The sequence below is a fragment of the Nesterenkonia sp. NBAIMH1 genome, from assembly GCF_007922635.1.
GTDB lineage: Bacteria > Actinomycetota > Actinomycetes > Actinomycetales > Micrococcaceae > Nesterenkonia > Nesterenkonia pannonica.
Map to the genome: position 1 here is coordinate 1,510,073 of NZ_CP042335.1, position 19,140 is coordinate 1,529,212.

The window sequence follows — 19,140 nt, forward strand, 5'->3', positions numbered from 1 at the left end:
ACAGAGCCGCTGTTATTGTTGAACAATCGCACGTGCACTGTCAGCGAAGGAGACACCTGTGACCCGGATCGATCTGAACAGCGACGTCGGAGAGTCCTTCGGCAACTGGTCCATTCCTGACGAGTCCATGCTGGACATCGTCTCCAGCGCCAACGTCGCCTGCGGATTCCACGCCGGCGAGCCCCTGACGATTCGTCGCACGCTTCGGGCAGCGGCTGCCGGGGGAGTGGCTGTGGGGGCGCACATCGGCTACCGGGATCTCCCCGGCTTCGGACGGCGCTTCATCGACTACGACCCTCAGGAGCTCGCCGCTGAGGTGACCTACCAGCTCGGGGCGCTCGAAGCGCTGGCCCGGTCCGCCGGAACCCGCATCCGCTACGTCAAGCCTCATGGGGGCATGTACAACACGATCGTCCACCACGAGGATCAGGCGCACGCGGTCATCGACGCCATCGGCGAGTACGACGAGACGCTGCCCGTCCTGCTGCTGCCGGGCGGGTACGCACTGGACTACGCCCGCCGCCAGGGGCTGCGGGGAGTCTCGGAGGCGTTCGCGGACCGGGCCTACAACCCGGACGGCACTCTCGTCTCCCGCCGCGAGCCCGGCGCGGTGATCGAGGATCCCAGCCGCGTGGTGGAGAACATGCTCCGACTGGCTCAGGACGGTGTGATGATCGCCCACGACGGCACCCGCATAGAGGCCGAGGCGGAGTCGATCTGCACCCACGGCGACACGACGGGCGCCGCCCAGATGGCCGCCACGCTCCGGGCCGCCCTCGAAGACGCTGGGGTGCAGATCCGCAGCTTCGTCGACGCCTGAGCCGCACGATGACCATCGGACACACCGCCGCCAGCGTCCGCCGCGCAGGCACTCGAGCCCTGCTGCTGGAATTCGACGCACTGGAGACGGTCCTCGCGGCACACCAGCAGCTCAGCCGCCATCCGCTGCACGGCCAGGAGGAGCTGGTCGCCGCCGCCCGAACCGTCATGATCCGCTTCTCCTCACCCGCAGCCCTCACCGCAGGGCGGGCCGAGCTGGAGCGCACGCCGCTGCCGGAGAGGCAGCGCAGTGAAGCTCGCGAGGTCACTATCGACGTCGTATACGACGGCGAAGATCTGCCCGCGCTCGCCGAGCAGCTGAGCATGAGCGTCGAACAGCTCATCGAATGGCACACCTCCCGCACATGGACGGCGGCCTTCGGCGGCTTCGCCCCAGGATTCGCCTACTGCGTGCCGGACAGCCGAAGCATGCAGGTGCCCCGCAGGAGGTCTCCCCGCACGGCCGTGCCGGCGGGCAGCGTAGCGCTCGCCGGGGAGTTCTCGGCGATCTACCCGCGCAGGTCCCCGGGCGGCTGGCAGCTCATCGGGCGCACCGGCGCTGCCATGTGGGATCTGGAGCGGGAGAGCCCGGCCCTCGTGCGCCCCGGCGACACCGTCAGCTACCGCGCCGTCGACGCTCTGCCGGAGGCCGCCGCTGCGGCGCCCGCGAGCCCTGACGGAGGCTCAGAGAACGCAGCGCTGAAGGTCGTCTCTGCCGGCATGCAGACTCTCGTACAGGACTTCGGGCGCGCCGGTCTGAGCGACCTCGGCGTCTCGCGGGCGGGCGTCGCGGATGAGGCCGCCGCCGCTCAGGCCAACCGTCTCGTCGGCAACCCGCAGTCCGCAGCAGTTCTTGAGGCCGTCATGGGGGGTTTGAGCCTGCGCGCCGCACGGACCGTGGTGCTCGCCCTCACCGGCGCTCAGGCGCAGGCCGAGGTCGTCGGACCCGAATCCGTTCGATCTGCCCCGCTCTGCGCGCCGTTCGTCCTGATGGAGGGTGAGACCCTCACCCTCCGCGCACCGACACGGGGCCTGCGGAGCATCGTGGCCGTTCGCGGGGGGATCGACGCTGAGCCGGTGCTCGGCTCGGCATCCTCCGACACCATGTCCGGACTCGGTCCGGCCCCCCTGGCGGAGGGCCAGGGCCTGTCCCTCGCCGAGCCGCAGGGACTCTCGCCGGTGGGCGTCCCGGAGCAGCCGACCCTCTACGTGCCCGACGACGCAGGCCGCGCCGTCCTGCGGTTCACCTACGGGCCCCGCCAGGACTGGTTCGACAGCGCCGAGCAGGCGCGCCTGGCGGAGCAGGACTGGCAGGTCACTGCGCAGGCCGACCGCATCGGCCTGCGGCTGGCGCCGGACCCCGACGACGAGCACGCCCGTCCCCTCCGGCGCGCCAAGGAGGACGAGCTCCCCAGCGAGGGAGTGCCGCGCGGCTCGCTGCAGATGCCCCCGGAGGGGAGTCCGGTGCTGTTCCTCAACGACCACCCGGTGACCGCCGGCTACCCGGTGATCGGCGTCGTCGTGCCCGAGGACCTGAGCATCGCTGCCCAGCTGGCCCCCGGCACCGCCGTCTCCCTGCAGCCGGTGGACCCTGACACACTCGCCCCGACCCACATCCTGGAGGCCCGACCATGAAGCGCATCCTCATCGCCAACCGCGGAGAGATCGCCGTGCGCATCATCCGCTCAGCCCGCGAGGCCGGATACAGCACGGCCGCCGTCTACGCCGACCAGGACGCCGCCGCCCTGCACGTGGAAATGGCTGATGCTGCCGCAGCGCTCGGAGGAGATGCGGCCGCGGACACCTACCTGAGCATTCCGCGGATCCTGGAGGCCGCCCGCACCCTCGAAGCCGACGCAGTCCACCCCGGCTACGGGTTCCTCTCGGAGAACGCGGACTTCGCCCGAGCCGTGACGGACGCCGGAATGACCTGGATCGGGCCCAGGCCCGAGACCATCGAGTCACTGGGGAACAAGGTCACCGCCCGTCGGATCGCCGTCGATGCGGGCGCCCCTCTGGTGCCGGGCACCGACGGCCCGGTCTCCTCGGCCGAGGAGGTCCGGGCATTCGCCGCCGAGCATGGCCTGCCCGTGGCGGTCAAAGCTGCCCACGGCGGCGGAGGCCGCGGCATGCGGATCATCCGGAGCGAGTCGGAGCTCGACGAGGGCTACGCCTCCGCCGTTCGTGAGGCGGAGTCCGCCTTCGGGCGCGGCGAGTGCTTCGTCGAGCGCTTCCTGGACCGCCCCCGGCACGTGGAGGCCCAAGTGATCGCCGACGCCCACGGGAACGTGGTGGTCGTCGGCACGCGCGACTGCTCCCTGCAGCGCCGCAGCCAGAAGCTCGTGGAGGAGGCCCCCGCTCCCTTCCTCACCGATGAGACGCGGCAGCGGATCCACGAGTCTGCGCGGAGCATCTGCGCCGCCGCCGGGTACGTGGGCGCTGGGACCGTCGAGTATCTTCTGAGCCCCGACGGGCTGCTGAGCTTCCTGGAGGTCAACACCCGCCTGCAGGTCGAGCACCCCGTGACCGAGGAGACGGCGGGCATCGATCTTGTCGCCGAGCAGCTGCGCATCGCCGAGGGCAGGCCGCTCAGCCTCTCCGAGGACCCCCAGGCCGTCGGCCACGCCCTCGAGTTCCGCCTCAATGCCGAGGATCCCGCCCTCGGGTTCATCCCCACTCCTGGGCGCGTGGAGCTCTTCAGTCCGCCCACCGGCCCCGGCATCCGCGTGGAGACGGGGCTGCGCACCGGTGACGAGGTCTCCGGCGCCTTCGACTCCATGTTCGCCAAGCTCATCGTCACCGGGCCGGATCGGGCGACGACGCTGATCCGAGCGCGCACGGCCCTCGCCGAGATGCGCATCGAAGGCATCCCCACGGTGCTGCCCTTCCACCGCGCGGTGCTCGACGCTGAGGATTTCGCCGCTGAGCGCGGGGCTGAGGACTTCGCCGTTCACACCCGCTGGATCGAAACGGACTTCCAGGACGCTCTCGTCGAATCCGAGCATCTGGCATCCGCTGTGCGGCACCGTGAGCAGACCATGCGTCGCGCCACCGTAGAGATCGACGGCCGGGCCGTGCAGCTGGGCCTGCCCTCCTCGCTGCTGAGCCTGTTCGGCTCCGCCGACGCAGCCGCCGATCCGGACCAGCGGTCCGAGGACGCCGGCGCCGTCACCGCGCCGATGGCGGGCACGCTGGTGACCTGGCTCGCCGAGGACGGCAGCGAGGTGCAGTCAGGGGATCCGGTAGCAGTGGTCGAGGCGATGAAGATGGAGCAGAGGGTCACAGCTCCGGCCGGAGGAGTCCTCTCCAGGGAGAGCCTCAGCCCCGGTGCCTCCGTCACCGGCGGCCAGGTGCTCGCCCGCATCAGCTGAGGTCCCCGCGGCGGGTAGGTTTGAGGCCATGTCTGACGAAGTCTGGGCCTCGCTGCAGCCGATCGGCTCCGAGCCCGAGGACCACGCCCACCTGCCCGAGCGGGCAGCGGCCGCACTGCGCGAACAGGTCGCCGCCGGCCTCGCGGTCCCCGGAGCCAAGCTGCCCGAGGTGCGCATCACCCAGCAGCTCGGGATCTCCCGCCACACGCTGCGCAGCGCATTCCAGATCCTCGCCGGCGAGGGCCTGGTGCAGCGTCGCCCCAACCGCGGAGTCTTCGTCTATGAGCCCCAGGCCGAGGACATCCGGGAGCTCTACAGGGTCCGCCGCGTCATCCAGACCGGGGCCCTGCGTGCCGCCGACTTCTCCGCGGAGGCGACGGCGGCGCTCCAGGAGATCGTCGATCGGGCGCACGCTGCGCTCGCCGAGGGGGACGCGCACGGCATGGCCGAGGCTAACCAGCAGTTTCACCAGCTGATCGTTGCTCAGGCCCGCTCCTCCACCCTGGACAGCCTGATGAGCCAGGTGCTGGCACGCATGCGGCTGGCCTTCCTCACTCGTCGGCATGAGTCCGACTTCCACACCCGGTATGTGCGCCGCAACGGGGAGCTGGCCGAGCTGCTGCGCGGCAACAGGCGGGCGGAGGCGGAGACCTATCTGATGGAGTACCTCGTCACTGCGGAGAACGACCTCATCGCGCACCTGGAACGGGCATGAGCGCCCTCTGCTGTTACGGCTGAGTAAAACTTCGCGCGATTGTTGGACAATCCCTTGCCCCGATTGTTGAACAACCTCTAGTGTCTGGCCCAGGCAGTGTGATCGCGATCATGGCTGCCCGACCGCACCAGTCGTCCCGAGGGGAACCATCATGTCTGAGCCGAGACCCGCAGCACCCGCCGCAGAGGCGCAGCAGAGGCCCAAAGGCCCCACCTTCACCGCCACTCGGCGCACCGCGATGCTCGGCGCCATGTTCCTCATGGCCGTCTCAGCCGTCGGTCCGGGCTTCATCACCCAGACCTCCGAGTTCACCCTGCAGCTCGGCGCCGCCTTCGCAGCGGCCATTCTCATCTCAGTCATCGTGGACATCGCAATCCAGATGAACGTATGGCGCACCCTCGGCGTCTCCGGCCTCTACGCCCAGGAGCTGGGCAACCGCATTCTGCCCGGCCTCGGGTGGGCGCTCGCCGGACTCATCTTCTTCGGCGGCATCGTCTTCAACGTCGGCAACATCGCCGGCGCCGGCCTGGGCGTGCAGGCGATGACGGGCCTGGACCCGCAGATAGGCGGCGCCGTGTCTGTGCTCATCGCCATGGCGATCTTCCTGTCGAAGCGGGCAGGGGTCGCCCTGGACAGGATCGTGGTCGGCTGCGGCGCCGTGCTCATCCTCCTGATGGGCTACATGGCCATCGCCACCAGCCCGCCGGTGGGGGAGGCCGCCCTGCAGACCTTCGCCCCGACGCTGCCTGAGGGCGAGGGGCTGAGCACCTTCTTCTTCGTGACCACCACGCTGATCGGCGGCACCGTAGGCGGATACATCACCTACGCAGGAGCCCACCGCGTCATCGCCTCAGGCCACACCGGGCCGGAGAACGCCCGCACCATCGCTCGGACGTCCGTCATGGGCATCATCGTGGCCAGCGTCATCCGCTACCTGCTCTTCCTGGCGATCCTGGGAGTGGTCACCGCCTACTCCGTCGCACAGATCGAAGGCACCGGCCAGGACAATGTCGCCGCCTCAGCGTTCCTCCTGGTGCTCGGCGAGTGGGGACTGCGGGTGTTCGGGGTGGCCTTCTGGGTCGCAGCCATCACCTCGATCCTCGGCGCCACCTACACCTCCGTCTCCTTCATCACCACGCAGAAGACGTCTCCGCGGGTCCGTGCCGCCATGTTCATCGGCTTCCTCGCCCTGACATGCGGCATCTACCTGATTCTCGGACAGGCTCCCGCCACCCTGCTGATTATGGCCGGGGCATTCAACGGCGCGGTGCTGCCGCTGGGCTTCGCGGTCATCCTGATCGCCGCGTGGTTCAAGCGCGACACGCTCCTCGGCGGCTACAACTACCCCAAGTGGCTTCTGATCAGCGGCACCGTGATCTGGCTGCTGACCATCTACATGGGCGTCAGCTCCCTGACCGGCATCGCAGACCTCTGGGCGCAGGGCTGAGGCGAGGATCGGGAGCGGCACCTATGACGAACCGAACAGCGGGTCAGCCTCCCATCGGGGCTCAGACATCCCCCGCGGAAGCGCGGGCACAGTTCCGCGCCGGACTGCGACGGCCCACCAGCGGCCTCAGCTCCGGCCATGTCCAGGCGAATCTCATCGCTCTGCCGAGCGCCCAGGCGTTCGACATGCTGCTCTTCGCCCAGCGCAACCCCAAGTCCTGCCCGGTGCTGGGCGTCCTGGAGGCGGGGCAGCTGACGTCGCATTCCCTGCTGGGAGGCGCCGGCGGCGACATACGGACGGACCTTCCCACGTACCGGATCTATCGGCACGGAGAACTGGTCGACGAGGTCTCCGAAGTGCTCGGCCATTGGCGGGAGGACCTCGTCGCGTTCCTCATCGGCTGCAGCTTCACCTTCGAGGCGCCCTTGCAGGAGGCGGGCCTGCCCATCGCGCACATCCAGCAGGGCGTCAATGTGCCGATGTACCGGACGAGCATCGCCTGCGAGCCTGCAGGTTCGCTCGCCGGCCCCATGGTGGTCTCCATGCGGCCCATGCCGCCTCACATGGTCTCCGACGCGGTGCGCATCAGCTCCCGCTACCCGGGTGTCCACGGGGCCCCGGTCCACATCGGCGATCCGAGCGCGCTGGGGATCGAGAGCCTCGCTGATCCTGACTTCGGCGACGCTGTGGACGTCCCGGACGGCTGGATTCCGTCGTTCCTGAGACCCGTGCATGGCCTGGGCGGGCTCTCGGCCCGGCAGAGATAGGCTGGTTCGGTGAACGAATCCGAACCTTCGCGCCGAGACCAGCAGCTTCGTTGGGCCGCCTCGGTGCTGGCCTTCGTGCTGGGGGCCGCAGCGGTGATGCTGGTGATGCTTCCCAATGCGTGGGGCATCGTGGCAGGCCTGCTCGTGGGCGGTGCCGCAGGCGCAGGCACCTACGGAACCCTCTACGGGCGAGAGACCAAGGCCCGGCATGAGGCCACCCAGATCAGCTCGGAGCAGGAGTCCCTTCGGGAGCAGCTGAAGCGGACTGAGACGACGATGCGCACCCGGCAGAGCGAGCTTCCCCCCTCCACCCACGGCCAGCTGCGCATGATGGTGGTGGGGCTCGACGAGATCATTCAGCGCTGGGAGGCGCTGCGGCGAGCGCCCGAGCAGCAGGACGCGGTCGCGATGACCATTCGTCGGCACCTGCCCCGCACCCTGGAACTGTTCCTCGAGCTGCCGAACACCGCCAAGCCGCGCCACGCCGAAGAGTTCAAGGGTCAGATCAGCCTCATGGCCGAAGCCGTGGCCAAGACCCGCGACGACGTGGTGAGCAAGGACCTGCAGACGCTGCGCCGCAACCGCCTGCTGCTGGAAGAGGCGCTCGCCGATCCCGACGAACGCCTCTTCCGCGACCTCTAGGCCCGCCCCTCAGGGTGAGGTGCTCAAGCCCGGCTCAGCTGAGGTGCTCATAGGCGGGCAGGGTGAGGTAGTCGACGTAGTCCTTGGAGAGGACGAGGCTGCGAACGATGTCTGCGGCGGGCTCGAAGTAGGACGCGAACGTGCCCGGGTCGTTGATCTCCTCGCGCAGACGAGTGACCTCCTCCTCGAGGAGCGTGTCGACGAGCTCTCGGGTCACCTGGTGTCCGGTGTCTGAGGTGATGGTGCCGTTGTGGATCTGCTGCCACACCTGGGAGCGTGAGATCTCGGCGGTCGCAGCGTCCTCCATGAGGTTGTGGATCGCGACGGCACCGTTGCCTGAGAGCCACACGGCGGTGTAGTAGGTGGCGACGTAGAGGTTGGTGCGCACGCCCTTCTCCGTCACGTCGCCTTCTGCCGAGCCGGTGCTGAGCAGATCCTCGGGGGTGACGCTGACCTCGGGGCGCTTCCTGTCGACCTGGTTGGGCTTCTCGCCCAGAACATTCGTGAACTCTTCGCTGCACAGCTCCACGAGGTCCGGGTGGGCGACCCACGAGCCGTCGAAGCCGTCGGCGGCCTCCCGGGACTTGTCATCCCGGACCTTCTCGATGGCCCGCTCGGTGACCTCGGGCTCGCGGCGGTTGGGGATGAACGCGGCCATGCCTCCCATGGCGAAGGCCTCACGCTGGTGGCAGGTCTTCACGAGCAGCTCGGTGTAGGCGCGCATGAACGGCTGGGTCATCCCCACCTGGGCGCGGTCCGGCAGCACGAACTTCTCCCCAGAGGACCGGAAGTACTTGATCATGCTGAACAGGTAGTCCCAGCGGCCGGCATTGAGGCCGGCGGCGTGGTCCCGCAGCTCGTAGAGGATCTCGTCCATGCAGAACGCAGCAGGGATCGTTTCGATGAGCACGGTGGCCCGCACGATGCCGTGGGGCAGTCCGAGCCGCTCCTCGGCAAAGGTGAAGATGTCGTTCCAGAGCCGCGCCTCGAGGTAGTGCTCGAGCTTGGCCAGGTAGTAGAAGGGGCCGGTGCCCTGTTCATGGAGGTGCTTGGCGTTGTGGAAGAAGTGCAGCCCGAAGTCGACGAGTCCGGCGACGGCCGGGCCGCCGTTGATCTCGATGTGCTTCTCCGGCAGGTGCCAGCCCCGGGGCCGGACGACGACGGTGGGGAGGGTGATGTCGTCGCGCAGTCGGTACTCCTTGCCCTCCGGGGAGGTGAACTGCAGGGTCCCGCGGGCTGACTCGTAGAGATTCTTCTGCGCGTCCACGAGGTTGTTCCAGGTGGGGGAGAGGGCGTCCTCCAAGCAGGCGAGCCACACCTTGGCGCCGGAGTTCAGCGCATTGATCGCCATCTTGGCCGGAGCGGGCGGGCCGGTGATCTCGACGCGGCGGTCTCGGAGGGATGCAGGCGTCTCAGCCACGGTCCAGTCCGATTCGCGGATCTCCTTGGTCGCGGGGTCGAAGTCGAGGGCTCCGGTCTGGGCGGCTTCGGCCTGAGCGTCGGAGCGTCGGCCGAGCAGCTCGTCGCGGGTGGGCGCAAAGCGCTCGTGCAGCTCCTCGATGAACTGCAGGGCCTCATCGGTCATGATGAGGCCGGTGCCTTCGACCTCATAGGGCGGATTGACGGTGATGCTCATGGTGCTCCTTCGGTTCTCAGGGGGAAGAGCCTGGGCTCCCCCTATTCTTATGCCATATGATTCACGATATGGAAGATGCAGTCCGCAATGCGGACTCGGGGGGAGTTCGTGATCCTCAGCGGGTGCAGGTCATCGAACGCGCCTTCGGGCTGCTGGAAGCACTCAGGCAGCGTCAGGGGGCGGCCACAGCCCGAGAGCTGAAAGAGGCATCCGGGCTGGCGGGGCCCACGGTGCACCGGCTGCTGCACACGCTGGTGGGTCTCGGCATGGTGCACCAGCTGCCGGACAGACGCTATGCCCTCGGAGCGAACCTTGTGCCCCTGGGGGAGGGAGCGACCCGTCAGCTGGGCGGACTGGCAGTGCCACAGATGCAGTCGCTGGTGGGCGAGCTCGGCGAGAGCGTGAATATGGCCGCGATGGAGTCGGAGATGGTCGTCTACATCGCCCAGGCCCCGTCCCCGCATTCGATGCGTATGTTCACTGAGGTGGGCCGCCGTGCCTACATGCATTCCACGGGGGTGGGGAAGGCGATGCTCGCGACGATGGAGCGTGACCGGGTCCGTGAGGTGCTGGCCCTGACCGGCATGCCGTCGATGACGCCGAAGACCCTCACCAAGCCGGACGCTCTCATCGAGCAGCTGCCGGTGATCGCTCAGCAGGGGTATGCGTTGGATGATGAGGAGCAGGAGCTCGGGGTCCGCTGTCTGGCTGTGGCGATCCCTCACGGCCCGACGCGTATGGGCCTCTCCGTCTCAGGTCCCACGGCCCGTATGAACGACATGTTCATCCGCCATGCTGCCCCGCTGATGTCGCGCACAGCGGCAGAGATAGGGCGAAAGCTCAGCCGGAGGGCCTGACCCCGAGGGTCAGCGCAGGTCGGCGAAGGCGTTGAGGACCTCCGCCAGGGAGGCGGGCTCCGGGACGCGGAACCGGGCACCGGTGTCGCCCTCACCGATTTTGAGGCTGACATCGTCGCCTGAGAGGACAGCGAAGCCGGATTCATCCGTCACATCATCGCCGGCGAAGAAGACGACGTCAGGCTCAAGGTCCCGGCGGAGCTCCTCGATGGCCTCGCCCTTCGTCGACTTCCGGACGACCGCCTCAAGGATCTGCTTGCCCTCCTTCTGATGCGCTCCGTCGATCAGGGCGAGTGCGGCGTGGGCCTCGCTGAGCACCGCGTTTTGGATGGAGGGGTCGGTCACATGCCGGACGTGCACGGCCGCTCCGGCAGGCTTGTGCTCCACCCACACGTCATCGTGCTCGTCGGCGATGCCTTGGAGGACCGAGATGATCTCCTCGCGTGAGGCCTCCTCAGCCCGTGTCAGCTGGAGGCCGGGGGAGTCGGGCCCCATGTGCTTCTCGGCGCCGTGCGATCCGATCAGGACTGTGCCCGCAGGCGGGGATGCCTGCCGCTGCAGGTCGCTGATGGGACGGCCGGAGACGTAGGCAAGCGTGATGTCTGAGTCGTTGAGTGCAGCGATGCGGTCGATTGCTTCCCCGTTCGCAGGAACGGGGGCTGCTGAGTAGGCGTCGGCGACGAGCTCGGCCACGCAGCCGTCGAAGTCCAGGCACATGAGCACCTTCTTCTTGGACGCCAGCGTCTCGAGGGCCTGGTGCAGGTCTTTCGGCAGGGTGAAGCTCACGGGTCCCTCCTGGAAGGATCGAGGCGGCAGTGGGTTATGCGGAGGTGTGCTGCTGCGACAGGCTCTCAAGAAATTCCTTGGCCCATCGGGAGACATTGTTGGAGACCACTTGGCGACGCAGGCTGCGCATGCGCTTGCGCGCCTGATCTGAGTCCATCGTGGCGGCCGTGACCATCGAGGCCTTGAGCTCCTCGATGTCGTGAGGGTTGATCAGCAGGGCCTGGCGCAGCTGATCGGCAGCTCCGGTGAACTCGGAGAGCACAAGCACCCCGTCACCCGACTTGCGGGCGGCGACGTATTCCTTGGCCACCAGGTTCATGCCGTCGCGCAGGGCGGTGACCAGCATGACGTCGGCCGCGAGGTACAGCGCCACCATCTCCCTGAGGGGGTAGGAGTGGTGGAGGTATCGGACTGCGGTGTGTCCCATCGTGTCGTACTCGCCGTTGATGCGGCCCACGGTGAGGTCGATCTCGTCGCGGAGCTGCTGGTATGACGCCACGCCCTCTCGGGACGGCGACGCGATCTGCACCAGCGTCACGTCACCGACCTGCAGCTCGCCCTCGCGCAGGAGCTCTTCGTAGGCCTTGAGGCGGTGACGGATTCCCTTGGTGTAGTCCAGGCGGTCCACACCGAGGAATATCGTCTTCGGGTGGCCGAGCTCGGCCCGGATCTGAGCCGCTCGGGAGATGATCGACGGATCCTGGGCCAGCTCCTGGATCGTCTCTGTGTCGATGCTGATCGGGAACGCCCGAGCCTCAGCAGTGCGGTAGGTGCCCTCCTCCGGAGCGGACAGCTGGCGCGGCGCAGTGCCTCGCTCGGGGTCGGCGTCGAAGCCCTTCAGGGGCGAGCCGGCCTGCGAGTCGTACTCATTGGGCACGTAGACGCGGTCTGACTTGATGTAGTGGCCCAGGCGGCTGCGCACGGCCCGCTGGAAGTTCCTGGCGTCCGACTCGCGCTGGAAGCCGATGAGGTCGGCTCCCAGGAGGCCGCGCAGCACGGAGTGCCTCCACGGCAGCTGGGCGAAGATGCCAGGAGGTGGGAACGGGATGTGGTTGAAGAATCCGATGGTCACGTCCGGCCGGAGGTCGCGGAGCATCTGGGGCACCAGCTGCAGCTGGTAGTCCTGGACCCATACGGTGGCACCTTGGCCCGCCACGTTGGCCGCAGCCTCAGCGAAGCGCTGATTCACCTCTCGATAGGCATTGAACCAGCGGCGGTGGAAGCTGGGCCGGACGATCACATCGTGGTACAGGGGCCAGAGGGTGTCGTTCGAGAAGCCCTCGTAGAAGTCGTGCACCTCACGCTCGGTCAGCGGGACGGGGTGCAGATGCAGTCCCTCATGGTCGAAGGGCTCGAGCTCTTCGTCGGCTGCGCCGTGCCAGCCCACCCAGGCGCCTTCAGAGGCGGCCATGATGGGAGCAAGAGCTGTCACCAGTCCGCCGGGGGAGCGTTCCCAGCCGGTGGCGCCCTCATTCGTCGTGACGCGGTTGACGGCGAGACGATTGGCGACGACCACAAACTCATACCCCTGGTGCTCCATGCGGCCACCCTCTAGGAATATGCTGGACGTCAGCTGAAAACCCCTGGTCGAGCCGGTGGGGCGGTCACGAGAGGTACGCTGTCAGATGCTGTTCTGAGTATCCATCCGCACACTGGGAGACGCCTTCCTATGGCACGTAGCACCGAAAGCGCCGACGCACGCGAGCGCGCCCGCAAGATGCAGGCTGAGCAGGCCAAGAAGGAGAAGCGATCCACGCTGCTTCTGCCCGTGATCGTGGTGGTCCTGGCCGTCGCAATGGTGGCCGGCCTCGTCCTGTGGGTGGTCAACCGCGACGACGATGACGCCGCGTACACCGAAGGGCCTGCGCCCTCGGTGGCCAACGAGTACGGCGGGATCACGCTGACCTCGTCCACAGAGGTTGCCGACGGCACCGACATCGGGACCGTGGACGCAGAGGATGTGCCGGAGCGGGATGACAACGGCACCGCTCCCCGTCAGGAGGGGCAGGCCCCGCACCTGGTCATCTACACGGACCCGGGGTGCCCGGCCTGCCAGCAGATGGAGGAGACCTACGGCTCCACGATGGCCGAGCTGCTCGATCAGGGGCTGATCACTGCGGAGTTCCGGTCGGTCCAGGTGGTGGGCTCGCCCACCAACTACTCGGCGCGTGCGTCGAACGCCTTCGCGTGTATGGCTGAGGAGTCGCCCGAGAACTACAAGGACTACCTGACCGACATCACGGCCACCTACGCCCAGGATGAGCTCAGCAACGAGGGTCTGGCCCAGGCGGCTCAGGAGCGGTACGACGCGGACATCTCCAGCTGCGTCGAGGAGGGCACCTATCGGCCCTTCGGCTCCTGGACCACCAACCAGGCCAGCGACACCCTGGCCCAGATGGGTGTGCAGTTCGCCACGCCTACCGTCTTCATCGACGATCAGGAGTACGGCCTCGACTTCATGGAGGCTCTGGGCGAGGAGATCGATGCGTACGCCGCTGAGGCCGGAGACGATGTCGAGGCGGACGTCGACCCCGACGCCGAGACGGATGCGGAGCAGGATGAGGCCGAGGAGGGCGCGGTCGAAGTCCCCGAAGATGACGAGTGATCCCTTTCGGGGCTAGACTCGATCCCTGGTGCGGACGCCGCTGAGCGTCCGTACCGTGCCTCCTTAGCTCAGTTGGTAGAGCAGCTGATTTGTAATCAGCAGGTCGTCGGTTCGAACCCGGCAGGGGGCTCAGAAAAACTGAACGCCACGTTCAGGAATGCCCGGGCACTGGTTTGCGTTGCGGTCTCTTGTGCAATCTACCGATACCCCCGTCGCCGCCTCTGACGCCGAGAGGATGCCGAGGGCGGACAAACTGACCATCGGCGCCCTTCTGGTGGCCACGTTCGTCATGATCCTCAACGAGACGATTATGAACGTGGCGCTCTCTCCGCTGATGGAGGAGTTCCAGATCCCCGAGCCGACCGTGCAGTGGCTCACCACCGCGTTCATGCTGACTTTGGCGGTGGTGATTCCCACCACCGGCTACCTCATCCAGCGGTTCAGTCTGCGCGGGGTCTTCACCGCCGCAATGCTCCTCTTCGCTGCGGGCACCGCCCTGGCCGCCGCAGCCCCCGGCTTTCCGGTGCTCCTGGCCGGGCGCGTCATTCAGGCCGCCGGTACCGCCATCATGCTCCCGCTGCTGATGACGACCGTTCTGACGCTGGTGCCGATGCATCGCAGAGGCGTGGTGATGGGCAACATCGCCATCGTGATCTCGGTAGCCCCAGCGATCGGCCCCACGGTCTCCGGCATCATCCTGGAGATCGCCGACTGGCGATGGATGTTCCTGACCATCCTGCCGATCGCTGTGGCTGCGCTGCTGCTGGGCCGCCCCCGGCTGAACGCGGACCCCGGCACGCGGGACAAGCGCCTCTCCGTTCCGTCCCTGCTGCTGTCAGCGCCCGGCTTCGGAGGGATCGTCTACGGAATCAGCCAGATCGGCGGCGGCCACGGAACCGAGGAGCTGGATCCGGAGGATGCAGGCGCCTCGGTCGATCCGGTCGCGGTGGGAGTGCTGCTCGTCGGAGTGGTGTTCCTGGCGGCGTTCGTGCTTCTCCAGCTGCGGCTCCAGAAGACAGAGTCTGCGCTGCTGAACCTCAAGCCCTTCACGTATACCCAGTACACACGTGCTCTGCTGATGATGCTGCTGATGATGGTTGCGCTCTTCGGGGCGCTGATCCTCCTGCCGCTCTTCCTTCAGCAGGTGTACGGCCTCACGCCCCTGCGCACAGGGCTGATGATGCTGCCCGGCGGGCTGCTGATGGCGCTCTTGGCACCCATCATCGGCCGTGTCTACGACCGGATCGGGCCGCGGCCCCTGGTGGTGCCCGGCGCCAGCGTCCTCGTGCTGTCGATGACGGCATTGGGCTTCATCAGCGAGACCACGCCCTGGTGGATGATTCTGATGGGGCACCTGATCCTTTCCACGGGTCTGGCTCTGCTCTTCACCCCCGCGTTCACGACCGCGATGAATCCTCTCCCCGCTGCGCTCTACTCCCACGGCTCGGCGGTGCTCAACACCCTTCAGCAGCTCTCGGCGGCGATCGGCACGGCGGCGCTGGTTGCGGTCATGGGGGTGGGGGCTTCGATGGCGGCGGCAGACGGGCTCAGCGCCGATGCGGCAGCGGTCGAAGGTTTCCGAACGGCCTTCCGTTTCGCGGCCGCGCTGAGCGTGCTGACGCTCATCCTGGCTTTCACGCTGCGGGCCACGCCGGCGGCGGAGCCCTCGGACGAGCGACAGGGGGCCTCGCACTGAGCTGCGAGCACTGAGAAGCTCCGAACATGGGCGAGGCCCGGCAGACGCACCATCTGCCGGGCCTCTTTCTTGTCGCACCCAAGTGAGGACTACCTTATACACGCCTTCCCCTATTAGTAAATACCTGTCTTGGTAAATCTCGGGAATAGGCCACCGGGTCGAGTGTTGACGCCCCTGAGAGGCATGTCACCACGACACAGGAGGATTCACATGGCTGAACGCGGAACCGTCGTCATCATCGGAGGCCACGGGAAGATTGCCCTGCTCGCCGCCCCCAAGCTGGCAGAGGCCGGATTCTCCGTCCGCTCCCTGATCCGCAAGGCGGAGCAGGCCGAGGATGTGCGCAGCGCGCAGGCAGAACCCGTCGTCCTGGACGTCGAAGAGGCCGGCACCGCTGCCCTGGCCGAAGCGTTCGCAGGTGCTGAGGCAGTCGTATTCTCCGCCGGAGCAGGCGGCGGCAACCCCGAGCGGACGCGTGCGGTGGACCAGGACGCGGCCATCCGAAGCATGGATGCCGCAGAGCAGGCCGGGGTGTCTCGGTATGTGATGGTCTCCTACGCCCGCAGTGAGACGGACATCCACACCCTGGACACTGACAGCAGCTTCTATCCGTATGCGGCGGCCAAGCACCACGCCGACAATCACCTGCGCAGCACGAAGCTGAACTATGCGATCCTCGGTCCCGGCAAGCTGACTGAAGAGCCGGCCAGCGGGACTGTTCGCGTCGTCGAAGCCGACGATGCTGAGGTCGCCTCGACCAGCCGCGAGAATGTTGCTGAAGTGATTCGTCACGTCCTCCAGAGCGATGCCGCAGAGCGCACCCGGGTGAACTTCTTCGACGGAAGCACCCCGATCGCCGAAGCGATCCGCTGAACTGGAAGGCAGTTCGAAAATCCTGATAAGGTTGGGCGTTGCCGTTCGCGGCATCAGTCCGCTCGCCTAGCTCAGTTGGTTAGAGCGCACGCTTCACACGCGTGAGGTCACTGGTTCGAATCCAGTGGCGAGCACCGAACGACCGTCGGGTTTCTGGCTGCGTCTGCAGTCGCAGTGATGATTCCGGAGGAGGGTGCTGTGGAGCAGGAGCACCGCCGGAGCTCGAACGCCGGAGAGAAGCCCCGTGATCCCCTCAGCTCAGAGACGGGTCTGACCGGCTACGAGTCAGAGCCGATCGATCCTGTGATCTCAGAGCCTGAGGTGGACACGAGCCTGATACCGCTCGTGAAGCCCAGCGCCGATGTGCCTGCGGAGGACGAAGGCTTCGTCTCCAGTCTCACCGGTTCCATCGCCTCCTCCTGGAAGTCCGCGGCTGAGGAGGCGACCCTCGAGTGGGAGGAGTACGACGCCGAAGCCGCCGCGCGTGCTCTCGAAGAGGCCGAGACGCAGCAGCAGACGCGGCACTCGTACTCCAACGACTTCTCCCTCGCCGAATCGGCCGAGCCGCAGACGGGACCGAATCCCACCACCCCCGGGACGCCCGCTCTCGGCATCGCTGAGACTGCGAGCTCCGAGCCGCCGCCTGCTTCGCCCCTGCGGCGACGGTCGGTGCTGCATCCCTCATGGCTGAAGGAGCGAATCGGGCACCAGGCATCCAAAGGACAGCTTCTCGACCGGACGGTCTTCGACCTGCGTGTCAGCCCTCAGCACGTCTTCAACAGGCTGATGAAGCCTGAGCGTCTGGCGACGCGCCAGATGTCGATTGTGGACCGGCTCACAGGAACCCCTTACGAGCATGTCCAGCGGTCTCCTCAGAGCCAGCACGCGGAGCTTCCTGTTCAGGCGGATGAGCTGGAGACGATCAGCTTTGTGCTGGACCTGGGTGAGACGCTCTTCCGCTACGGCGCTGGGGCGCTCGAGGTGGAGACATCGATCATCGCCGCCACGGCCGCGTTCGGCATGAAGAACACCGAGGTGGACATCACCAACCAGTCCATCAGCCTGAACTGGGCGCCCGAGGGCAAGATCCCCTACTCCAGGGTGCGTGTGGTGCGGTCGTGGTCCTCGAACTTCAACGCGCTCTCCGCCGTTCACCGGCTGGTCACGGACATCACGTCCGGCCGGCTGACTCGCAGTGAGGCGGAGCAGAGGCTCACGGAGATCACGCGAGAGCCGAAGCCGTATCCGCGCTGGCTCGTCACACTCTGCGGCGGAATCTTCGCCTCATTCTTCGTCAGCTACCTGGGCGCTCCTATCTTCGACGCGATCGCCGGCTTCACGGCGACGCTGCTTGTCCTGTGGGCCACCCGGCAATTTGCCGCGTGGCGTGTCCCAGAGTTCTTCACACTCGCGGCGGGGGGCTTCATCGCCTCCGCGTTCGCGATGACGGTGTTCGGCCTGGATGCGGAGGTCACCCCCTCCATGGTGGTTGCCGGCGGGCTGATGATTCTGCTGCCGAGCGTGCGCATCGTGGGCGCCCTGCAGGATACGATCAACGGCTTTCCGCTGACGTCGGCGGGCAGGATCGTGTCCTCCCTGATGGCCTTCTCGGGAATGACCGCCGGCATCATGGCTGCCGTCGTCATCTCCGACCTGCTCGGGGTCAGCCAGCAGGAGCTGGCGCAGGGCTTGGAGCGCATCTACCACCCGCTGATCCTCATTGCGCTGGTATTCGTGGCCTGCTCCGCCGCTGCAGTGGTCGAGCAGAGCCGACCGGTGCTCATCCTTCCCACGGGGGCAGTGGGGGCTCTGGGTTTCTGCGGGCTCTACGCGGGCGAGCTCATCGGCCTCAGCGAGCGCTTCACTCCTGTGATCGGAGGGGCGATCGTCGGGGCCCTCGGGCGTGTGGTGGCGCTGCGGCTGGGCGCCCCCCAGCTGGTGGTGGCGGTCCCGGCGATGATGTTCATGCTGCCTGGACTGATGGTCTTCCGCGGCATGTATCAGCTGGCCATCGAAAACACCACGGCCTCCATGATCGGCGGACTGTTCGAGCTGTTCAACGCGCTCATCATCATTATGGCGATCGCCGCCGGCATCGTGCTGGGCGACGTCATCATGCGCCCCTTCACCACGGCGCTGAAGTCGAACGAACGCTCGCGCTCCCGCCGACGCTGATCGGCGGTCTCACCGCAGTCGCCAGTCAACCGGCGCCGCACCCATAGCTTCCAGGGCCTGATTCGCTCTGCTGAAAGGCCGAGAGCCGAAGAACCCTCGGTAGGCGGACAGCGGAGAGGGGTGCGGGGAGACGATCACCTGGGTGTTCGCTCCCTCATGGAGCAGCGGCTGGAGCCGACGGGCTTCTGCGCCCCACAGGATGGCCACCAGAGGTGTGCCGCGCCCGGCCAGCGCCCGGATCGCGGTCTCCGTGATCTCCTCCCAGCCGATGCCCCGGTGAGAGGCGGGCCTTCCCGCGGCCACGGTCAGGACACGGTTGAGCATCAGCACCCCCTGGTCAGCCCACCCAGTGAGATCGCCGTGGGGGCTCGGGGGCACGCTGCAGTCGGACTCCAGCTCCTTGAAGATGTTGTTCAGCGACTTCGGCAGGGGGCGCACGCTCTCCTCCACGGCGAAGGACAGCCCGATCGGGTGGCCCGGCGTGGGGTAGGGGTCCTGACCCAGGATGAGCACTCTGACGCGCTCGAAGGGCTGCCTGAACGCACGCAGCACATGGTGGGGCTCGGGAAGGATCTGCTCACCTCCGCGGCGGCGCGCGACGAGCTCCTCGCGGACTTTCGCGAACTGAGGCTCGAGCCCCTCGAGCGCTCGCTCCCAGCCCGCGTCCAGCGGGGCAGATGCTTCATCACTCACTCCCATAGGGACCACCCTAATGAAGCACCCGCCGGGAACAGGCCGCGAAATGCGGGAC

General features: G+C 67.4%; 16 protein-coding genes and 2 tRNA genes. 14 read left to right on the top strand and 4 right to left on the bottom strand.

Features of this window, described 5'->3' with window-relative positions; genetic code table 11:
- The first annotated feature begins 58 nt into the window (after positions 1–58).
- The 7 genes from FS388_RS07135 (at position 59) to FS388_RS07165 (ending at position 7,761) form a co-directional block, all read left to right on the top strand.
- Positions 59–820 (top strand): LamB/YcsF family protein, encoded by a 762-nt coding sequence (locus FS388_RS07135; RefSeq protein ID WP_146340792.1) that lies wholly within the window; start codon positions 59–61, stop codon positions 818–820.
- Between the two features lie 8 nt (positions 821–828).
- Entirely contained in the window at positions 829–2,454 is a 1,626-nt protein-coding gene (locus tag FS388_RS07140) for a carboxyltransferase domain-containing protein (protein WP_146340793.1), read from the top strand.
- The gene (locus tag FS388_RS07145; protein WP_146340794.1) at positions 2,451–4,190 is read left to right on the top strand and encodes a biotin carboxylase N-terminal domain-containing protein; all 1,740 of its coding nucleotides are present in this window, start codon (positions 2,451–2,453) and stop codon (positions 4,188–4,190) included. The genes FS388_RS07140 and FS388_RS07145 overlap by 4 nt, the downstream gene beginning before the upstream one ends.
- Positions 4,191–4,218: 28 nt before the next feature.
- Complete coding sequence (locus tag FS388_RS07150; protein WP_146340795.1) at positions 4,219–4,905, top strand: GntR family transcriptional regulator; 687 nt, start codon at positions 4,219–4,221, stop codon at positions 4,903–4,905.
- A 151-nt stretch (positions 4,906–5,056) separates the two neighbouring features.
- Positions 5,057–6,352, top strand: a complete 1,296-nt coding sequence (locus tag FS388_RS07155) for an NRAMP family divalent metal transporter (protein ID WP_371708080.1) — start codon at positions 5,057–5,059, stop codon at positions 6,350–6,352.
- Positions 6,353–6,375: 23 nt separating this feature from the next.
- On the top strand, positions 6,376–7,119 hold the full coding sequence (locus FS388_RS07160) for a putative hydro-lyase (protein ID WP_146340796.1): 744 nt from the start codon (positions 6,376–6,378) through the stop codon (positions 7,117–7,119).
- 9 nt (positions 7,120–7,128) lie between these two features.
- Positions 7,129–7,761, top strand: a complete 633-nt coding sequence (locus FS388_RS07165) for a hypothetical protein (protein WP_146340797.1) — start codon at positions 7,129–7,131, stop codon at positions 7,759–7,761.
- A 34-nt stretch (positions 7,762–7,795) separates the two neighbouring features.
- Here FS388_RS07165 and aceB read toward each other — a convergent pair whose 3' ends face one another.
- Entirely contained in the window at positions 7,796–9,397 is a 1,602-nt protein-coding gene (gene aceB, locus FS388_RS07170) for a malate synthase A (RefSeq protein WP_146340798.1), read from the bottom strand.
- A 68-nt stretch (positions 9,398–9,465) separates the two neighbouring features.
- On the opposite strand from aceB, the gene FS388_RS07175 reads away from it, so the two are divergent.
- Positions 9,466–10,254: an IclR family transcriptional regulator gene (locus FS388_RS07175; protein WP_146340799.1), complete on the top strand. Its 789-nt coding sequence runs from the start codon at positions 9,466–9,468 to the stop codon at positions 10,252–10,254.
- Positions 10,255–10,263: 9 nt separating this feature from the next.
- Here the strand turns inward: FS388_RS07175 and otsB are convergent, their stop codons facing one another.
- Positions 10,264–11,040, bottom strand: a complete 777-nt coding sequence (gene otsB, locus FS388_RS07180) for a trehalose-phosphatase (RefSeq protein ID WP_168198646.1) — start codon at positions 11,038–11,040, stop codon at positions 10,264–10,266.
- 34 nt (positions 11,041–11,074) lie between these two features.
- Positions 11,075–12,580 (bottom strand): trehalose-6-phosphate synthase, encoded by a 1,506-nt coding sequence (locus FS388_RS07185; protein WP_146340801.1) that lies wholly within the window; start codon positions 12,578–12,580, stop codon positions 11,075–11,077.
- Positions 12,581–12,709: 129 nt separating this feature from the next.
- Between FS388_RS07185 and FS388_RS07190 the strand changes: the two genes are divergently transcribed.
- From FS388_RS07190 to FS388_RS07215, 6 genes are all read left to right on the top strand, one after another.
- Positions 12,710–13,645: a thioredoxin domain-containing protein gene (locus tag FS388_RS07190; protein ID WP_146340802.1), complete on the top strand. Its 936-nt coding sequence runs from the start codon at positions 12,710–12,712 to the stop codon at positions 13,643–13,645.
- A 57-nt stretch (positions 13,646–13,702) separates the two neighbouring features.
- Positions 13,703–13,775, top strand: a tRNA-Thr gene (locus FS388_RS07195).
- Positions 13,776–13,835: 60 nt separating this feature from the next.
- On the top strand, positions 13,836–15,341 hold the full coding sequence (locus tag FS388_RS07200; protein ID WP_246836144.1) for an MDR family MFS transporter: 1,506 nt from the start codon (positions 13,836–13,838) through the stop codon (positions 15,339–15,341).
- A 210-nt stretch (positions 15,342–15,551) separates the two neighbouring features.
- A complete protein-coding gene (locus FS388_RS07205) occupies positions 15,552–16,214 on the top strand; it encodes an NAD(P)H-binding protein (protein ID WP_146340803.1) in 663 nt (220 codons plus the stop codon).
- 60 nt (positions 16,215–16,274) lie between these two features.
- Positions 16,275–16,348: transfer RNA gene (locus FS388_RS07210), tRNA-Val, on the top strand.
- 64 nt (positions 16,349–16,412) lie between these two features.
- On the top strand, positions 16,413–18,389 hold the full coding sequence (locus tag FS388_RS07215; protein WP_168198647.1) for a threonine/serine exporter ThrE family protein: 1,977 nt from the start codon (positions 16,413–16,415) through the stop codon (positions 18,387–18,389).
- A 9-nt stretch (positions 18,390–18,398) separates the two neighbouring features.
- Here FS388_RS07215 and FS388_RS07220 read toward each other — a convergent pair whose 3' ends face one another.
- Positions 18,399–19,088, bottom strand: a complete 690-nt coding sequence (locus FS388_RS07220; RefSeq protein WP_146340805.1) for a uracil-DNA glycosylase — start codon at positions 19,086–19,088, stop codon at positions 18,399–18,401.
- Positions 19,089–19,140 lie beyond the last annotated feature (52 nt).

What these genes read in the sequence shown, in the direction of transcription:
- FS388_RS07175 (WP_146340799.1), top strand. Translation starts at nt 9,466, where the DNA reads ATGGAAGATGCAGTCCGCAATGCGGACTCGGGGGGAGTTCGTGATCCT.
- FS388_RS07220 (WP_146340805.1), bottom strand. Translation starts at nt 19,088, where the DNA reads ATGGGAGTGAGTGATGAAGCATCTGCCCCGCTGGACGCGGGCTGGGAG.
- FS388_RS07205 (WP_146340803.1), top strand. Translation starts at nt 15,552, where the DNA reads ATGGCTGAACGCGGAACCGTCGTCATCATCGGAGGCCACGGGAAGATT.
- FS388_RS07160 (WP_146340796.1), top strand. Translation starts at nt 6,376, where the DNA reads ATGACGAACCGAACAGCGGGTCAGCCTCCCATCGGGGCTCAGACATCC.
- FS388_RS07140 (WP_146340793.1), top strand. Translation starts at nt 829, where the DNA reads ATGACCATCGGACACACCGCCGCCAGCGTCCGCCGCGCAGGCACTCGA.
- aceB (WP_146340798.1), bottom strand. Translation starts at nt 9,397, where the DNA reads ATGAGCATCACCGTCAATCCGCCCTATGAGGTCGAAGGCACCGGCCTC.
- FS388_RS07190 (WP_146340802.1), top strand. Translation starts at nt 12,710, where the DNA reads ATGGCACGTAGCACCGAAAGCGCCGACGCACGCGAGCGCGCCCGCAAG.
- FS388_RS07145 (WP_146340794.1), top strand. Translation starts at nt 2,451, where the DNA reads ATGAAGCGCATCCTCATCGCCAACCGCGGAGAGATCGCCGTGCGCATC.
- FS388_RS07155 (WP_371708080.1), top strand. Translation starts at nt 5,057, where the DNA reads ATGTCTGAGCCGAGACCCGCAGCACCCGCCGCAGAGGCGCAGCAGAGG.
- FS388_RS07185 (WP_146340801.1), bottom strand. Translation starts at nt 12,580, where the DNA reads ATGGAGCACCAGGGGTATGAGTTTGTGGTCGTCGCCAATCGTCTCGCC.
- FS388_RS07150 (WP_146340795.1), top strand. Translation starts at nt 4,219, where the DNA reads ATGTCTGACGAAGTCTGGGCCTCGCTGCAGCCGATCGGCTCCGAGCCC.